This is a genomic window from Haloarcula sp. Atlit-7R, assembly GCF_003666065.1.
Classification (GTDB): Archaea; Halobacteriota; Halobacteria; order Halobacteriales; family Haloarculaceae; genus Haloarcula; species Haloarcula taiwanensis.
On the sequence record NZ_QXIK01000099.1, the window covers coordinates 1 to 457 of the forward strand.

The window sequence follows — 457 nt, forward strand, 5'->3', positions numbered from 1 at the left end:
ACTGCTGCAATGCCTATTCGTGCGTTTGCCGAAGTTGACCAGTGAGACGAGAAGTCGGTATTCGTAATGTGTGGCAGAAGATACTGGCCGGATTAAGCGATTTAAACAGCACGTTCCCCCACTAGTTGTCTGTCATCCCAGCTACTCGTCTCGTAGCAGCAGTCAGGTGGTCAGTTCGCTGGTATACTGTTGTTCCCAGTCGTCACGGGCTTCGATTTCTCGACGACCGCGAGCTGTAATCGCGTAGACGTTCGTTCGGCGGTCCTTTTCGCCTTTGTCGAGCAGTCCCTTCTCAACGAGCGTGTCGAGATTGGGGTACAGCCGGCCGTGGTGGATCTCGGTTTCGTAGTAGTCCTCGAGTTGGTCTTTGATTGCGAGTCCGTGTGGTTCATCCAAGCCGGCGGTGACGTACAGCAGGTCTCGTTGGAACCCGGTCAAATCGTACATTTTGCTGCCC

At 54.3% G+C, this 457-nt stretch carries 1 protein-coding gene; it reads right to left on the reverse strand.

What is annotated here, in order from left to right; translation table 11 throughout:
* Positions 1 to 162: 162 nt before the first annotated feature.
* The gene (locus D3D01_RS22830; protein WP_004062180.1) at positions 163 to 447 is read right to left on the reverse strand and encodes a PadR family transcriptional regulator; all 285 of its coding nucleotides are present in this window, start codon (positions 445 to 447) and stop codon (positions 163 to 165) included.
* Positions 448 to 457 lie beyond the last annotated feature (10 nt).

Excerpts from the sequence above, each read along its gene's own strand:
- D3D01_RS22830 (WP_004062180.1), bottom strand. The coding sequence starts at position 447 with ATGTACGATTTGACCGGGTTCCAACGAGACCTGCTGTACGTCACCGCC.